Source organism: Sporomusa sp. (genome assembly GCF_057736855.1).
Map to the genome: position 1 here is coordinate 1 of NZ_JBYKYF010000117.1, position 5,628 is coordinate 5,628.

General features: G+C 46.2%; 3 protein-coding genes and 1 pseudogene. 1 reads left to right on the forward strand and 3 read right to left on the reverse strand.

Going from position 1 to position 5,628, the window contains the following annotated elements; genetic code table 11:
- Positions 1-338: pseudogene (locus AC29Z1_RS09260) on the forward strand (HD-GYP domain-containing protein); the annotation flags it as partial.
- 511 nt (positions 339-849) lie between these two features.
- On the opposite strand, the gene AC29Z1_RS09265 reads toward AC29Z1_RS09260, so the two are convergent.
- From AC29Z1_RS09265 to AC29Z1_RS09275, 3 genes are all read right to left on the reverse strand, one after another.
- Positions 850-2,535, reverse strand: coding sequence for a vWA domain-containing protein (locus AC29Z1_RS09265; RefSeq protein WP_488271175.1), 1,686 nt, complete (start codon positions 2,533-2,535; stop codon positions 850-852).
- 1 nt (position 2,536) lies between these two features.
- Positions 2,537-3,829 carry a magnesium chelatase ATPase subunit I gene (locus AC29Z1_RS09270; protein ID WP_488271176.1) on the reverse strand — a complete coding sequence of 431 codons (1,293 nt, stop codon included), beginning with the start codon at positions 3,827-3,829 and terminating at the stop codon, positions 2,537-2,539.
- Between the two features lie 330 nt (positions 3,830-4,159).
- A partial coding sequence (locus tag AC29Z1_RS09275; RefSeq protein ID WP_488271177.1) for an AsmA family protein occupies positions 4,160-5,628 on the reverse strand: 1,469 nt, incomplete at its 5' end.

The window sequence follows — 5,628 nt, forward strand, 5'->3', positions numbered from 1 at the left end:
CCAGGATTATTGCTGTTGCCGACCTCTTTCACCAAGAAGCCTACTCTGGTGAACACGCTAATCCATTTCCGGTTTTGACGTATATGACCAAAGAGATGTTCGGCAAGTTAGACCAGGCAGTCTGTCAACCATTTATTCGCCATGTTCGTGACTGTCTTACCAACTCAACGGTACTCTTAAGCGATGGACGCACAGGTCAAGTTATTTTCTTTAACCCCAACAACCTGGATAAGCCCATAGTCAAAACCCATACAGGCACAATCATTGATCTTACGACAACTAGACATATCTTTATCAAACACTTGGTTGATAAAGAATATTTAGCCAACGCTAATTAAATATATTTCTTTTAAGATATTGTCCCTGTAGTATGCTAACTCTCGATAGCTAAAAGTAGGTTGCCAATTCTGTGGCAACCTACTTTTTCTTATCACTTTTTATAGCAAATTCCCATTATCCTACTACCCGTTTAGGCAACCAGATAAGACTAAGTCCTGTCTATACCGACAAATGGTATCCAGTAAAGACAGTAATTATCCAACCAGTTACAGTCATGTAAAGATTTCCGGGAAATGATAGTCAGCAGCCAGCCATATTTGATGAAGGTGCGCGGCAAAATTCCAGCGCAATAGTAAAATAAGTACAACAGCGACTCAGTAGTCTACATTCATAAATCAGCGCAAGAGTACGTTTACTGTTACTGTTATGGCAACAAAACCGCCGATATTCAGTTGCTAATTGTTGTGCTAGCGATGACAGAACTATCCATGCGCTTGTCACTGCTATTCAACAAAACAGAGCTGGCATTACCATCACCTAGAATCACTTATCTATTAGTTCACTTAAAGCCTAGTTGCTGATTTTATCACTCGTAACTTTCCTATTTGGTAAAATATAGTAAATACCATCTGCTGTATCTGCCAATTTTTTTAAAAAACCTTCATCCGCATCAAGGCCTATGCACAAAAAGGCACAGTTGGCCATTTTAACCTCAGCGGCAGCCGCAAGCGCATCGGTCAGCGGATTTACCGTCTCCTCGTATTTCCGGCTAGGAATGCCATCGGTGATCAGTACCAGCAGCGGTTTGCGGGTCTGATGTTCCATAATATACGCCAGTGAGCGGCGAATCCCTAGTGCCAGTGGAGTAGCGCCAAACGGCGTAATGGTAGCAAAAGCGCTAAGAATTGATTGTCTATTAAATGTAAATGGTACAATCAGCTCTGAGCGATTATCCTGAAAAGTAAGTAAACTGAGCCGATTACAACCATAGTAGCTAAGTTCTCTGACCAACTGCCTAGCAGTCTGAAGCCTAGTACCAGCCATACTCCCGCTACTGTCAATCAACAGACAAATATCATTTCCTATTCTGGGTCGCCGACCAATAAACCGTAAATCTGCCGGACTAATTTGTAACCGGCTATTTATGTCATCAGCCAACAGGCGAGTAACGGCTGCACTAACAGTTGCAGACACATCCAACCCAGCCGAACAGGAAACAATTTCACTTGTCTTTGTAGCTTTCAGCTGATTATCCGGACAGGTTTGGGTATTAGTTACCGCACCAACCCGGCTTTGTACTTTACGAACCGCCTGCGTAAAACTGTCACGCAATCCGGGAGTATAAACAGCATCAACTGATTCACCAGGAAGTACCGCTGTAACTTGCACGCTGCGCTTAAGTAGCTGGTCTCCCTGTTTCAAAGACTTTACAAGCACCAGGGTTTGTCCTTTGCCACTATTGGACACCGGCTGGGGGTGCGGCGATAATTCGGCTGACCCACTGTGGTCAGAATTCGGCAACAGAGCCTGACTTAATGCCGCACCCCTGCTACTGTGAGCATCTGGTCCTGCTTTTCCTGCTGACGGTTGACCGATAAGCAACGAATCCGTCTGATCACTGTAAGGAGTAAGGTCAGCTTGGCTATCAACCGAAATCACATGCGAAATACGTTCATTACATCGCAGTTCCAGACCTGCATCAGCGATGGCAGCCTCAATCGCAGCTACAATATAAAAAAGACACGGCACTTCATTAGGCGGTATTATCAGCGCCATATGAACATGATTTTCATGTGCCCGGCGCACTGATTCATTTTGCCCTCCTAGTAAAGTGCCGGTAATCCGTCCCCCGCCAGTTGCGGTTTGAATATCCATAAACGCGGGATTTACAATTCCCTGACAAGCTAACTCTGTCTGGTGTTTAGCTGCACGTATGTTATATACATCAATAGCCTGACAAAGATACCGGGCTGCCTGTCGATGATCTACGCTACCACACTCATGGAAAACATCAAGATGCCAGACAACGCCTTTGTCCTGGCGTTGATAAAATACTTGGCCGGCATCGCTATTTACTAATATTTGAACGTGTTCTGGACAATGGGGATGAAAAGCATGCACCTTAGTACTCAGCACCGTACTTTGCCCAAGCCGTACCCCCTGTTCTGCCGCCAGTGCTTGTGTAATAACAGATACTGCTCGGCCTAAGCGCTCTAAAGGTAAATATTCTAAGCAGATTTTCAGTCTGTCTACCATATTACTTACTTTCCCTCGTTACAAGCTGCTCATCCGGTAATTGTGTAATCGGCAAGGCGGGTTTAGGAGGCGCAATGATTGTCGTTTTTAGCGGATCGACAATCTGGGTGCCTCCCTGCCCACCCCGTCCGCTGCCGCCAGCACCTGCAGCAGAAAAAACAGACAGCCGCCTTAATAGTGCTGCTAACTGGGCTTTACAATGTAGCCGCAGGGATTCCCAGCGAGACATTATACGGTATGCTCGGTGTTCAGTACCTTCCACAGCAACTACCTGCGTACGTTGTCCATTGGGCAAACTGTTAAGATACGTTAGTATTGCAGACATGGTATCAGCGCTGACCCGGTGCGCCAATACCAACGGCGCCACCTGTTTTAGTTCGGCAATCCCGGCACTTGAACTTCCGGCTAGCAAGGCTGCCAAACAAGCTGAAGTTTCCATAGCAGCAACACTTCGGAGGCTTTCCAGACCAAAGTCCAAATAAATTTTTCCTAATACCTGCCTTAATTCTGCACTGACTTCAATATCATCCAGCTTGCCTAAGTATTGATCAAAACTTCTGTCTAGCGGCTGCTCCCGGTTCTCGCCAGTCAGGATGTCAATAACTGCCTGATAACTGTCTGGCCGTCCCATAGTTACCGTTACATCAAACCGGTCTGCCAACTGTTTTCTGATCCGGCTAAGCGGACCTGGCTCTTCATCCGGATTGGAGGCCGCCCAGATACTAACGGTTACTGGCAACTCAACTACCGGCAAACCGGGTTCTTCAATTTGCACCCGACCTGGCCTTGTTCCCATAACGTCTAATAGCACGTCAGCCAATTCAGGAGCGGTATCGACCAAACGGTTGATTTCGTCAATAAAAATAATACCCCGATGAGCCTGGGGAATGGTGCCAGGTAAGAGCGCAGCCAAGGGATTCGCCGGATCGGTTAATTTGGCAAGGTCAATACTGCCGACAACAGTACCTAACTTAGCTGCCTGTGATATCTCCAAAAATGGCCGGGGAACCTCCTCTATACCCAACATCGCAATCTCTTCCGGCGATAAATTGCGATGAAAGGGGCAATGCGGTGTCACTGGATGACAATTATACAGGCAACCTTTAATCCGGGTAATGGGCGGCAACAGTTCCCGGGCAGCCCGCATAATCGTAGTCTTACCAGTACCGCGCAACCCCTCTGCCTGAATATGAAAAGGACGTTCGTGCAAGAGGGCTACCACCGACATTTCAACCGCCCGGAACAAATCCCGATTCCCACGATGCCGGATGAGCCGATAATATACATTCTTCATAGCTTTTGCCCCCTGAATTATTTTGTTGTACCATCGCAATTCGGCCCGCCAACATGCAGTACAAGCCGTGTTTTCTTATTATGTAGTGTTTCCCAGGGGGATGCAGTCATACGGAGAAAATCGCAATAAGCTAACTTTCTCGGCGCTGATGCTAAAAATAATAAAAATAATACAGAAAGAGCCTACTGATAAGTAAGCCCTTTCGTTGTATAGGTGCCAAAAGCCAGCAAGGTTATCAATTTATTGCCATTCAATCCAGCCTATGTACATTAGACTAGACATTACCAACCACCTTGGCATTCACTTTAGTTTTAGATTTGTCCTAAGAAACTACCGCAACAGCTTTTTGATCAATTTGTCGGTAACGACTTCTTTCATTTCAGCTTTCGTCACCGGCAGATTGCGTTCCTGAAGTTTTTCCATTACACTCTGACTTAATTGTTCAGGATAGAAGGTTCCTAAGTCGGTCTTTATAGCCAAGTTGCCAATCTCGATCGCCGCCGAGCCCTGTTTTTTGAAATTACCAGTCAATGTCTGGAAGTATATTCCATATGTCTTACCATTATGAATAGCAAAATCGCCTTGCACTACAGCCGCAGCCGTATCGCCAATTGCCGTTCCCGTAAATGACAGCGGCCCTTTGACATCTTTGTCTGTCAGTTTTGAACTGTCAAGATGGTTCCCTGAAATATGCAGAAAATACTGCTCGCTTTCCGGGTGAATATCGCCCTTGGCAAAAACAGAACCACCCAGAGCAGTCCCCTTGGCTGACAGTAACTTCATAGTTTCCTGTCCATAAGAAAAAGTACCGCTAATACCACTGACAAGGATATCGTCAAACTGAATACTGCCTAGGGTAAAATTGCCAGCCAAAACCGGCGACATTACTGGGCCGGTAACTGTTCCCTGGACGGTAAGAAAACCGCCAGTTTGCAGACTGGGTATCAGTGCTGCCGGATCTCCAGCAGGCATTTGAACGGAAAAATCCAGAGTCTTCGTACCGTCGGCTGCACGCATGACCCATCCACTTGCGGTAACCGACTGCCCTCGGTATAGAGCTTGACCATCGATAAAGTGGATAGCTGTACCCTGTTTTTCGAAACTAGCACTGCCCTGCTCTAAGGCCAAAGCACCTATGGTAGAAATTCCGGAAAAGCGTCCTGCTAGTGTTTGTAGTAACACCGCCCCTGACGCATCTTTACTTATTTTTATCGTAAGCTCATCCATTTTACCGGCAGTTATTTGAATGGGATCGTCTGCCGACGTTAGACCCAAATTAGCTAACTTCATATCTTCCACTGTCAGTGTAAGCTCTGAAGTTCCCTGACTTCCCCATTGTCCAGCCAAGGTTAAAGGCGACTCATCCACTCGGCCGTTAGCGGCAAATCCTAACTGATTTTCCTGCTGAAAATCAAGTTTACCGGTTACCTGATCTACTGTTTTGGTAAAAAACTCGGTTTCCACATGTACCGTACCTGCTTCGACTTCTACTGTCCCGGCAAAACGGGTTGCCTCTTTTTCCTGTTTTGGTGTCTTCATCAAACCATCCCAATTCAGCTTGTCCTGTCGATAGACAACCCAAATTTCAGGCTTTTCTACAACCACACTTGTCACCAACTGAGGCCCTAGTTGCCCTTTTAACAAATCGCTCCAATTATAACTCATTTGTATCTGACTGATTTTTGCCAAAATTTTGCCAGTAGCATCCAACACCTGGACTTCCTTTGCCGCTAAAGACCCCAAAATAGACAAGTCAATACTCCATACTATAACATGACCGTTGACCGCCTCATTGGCCT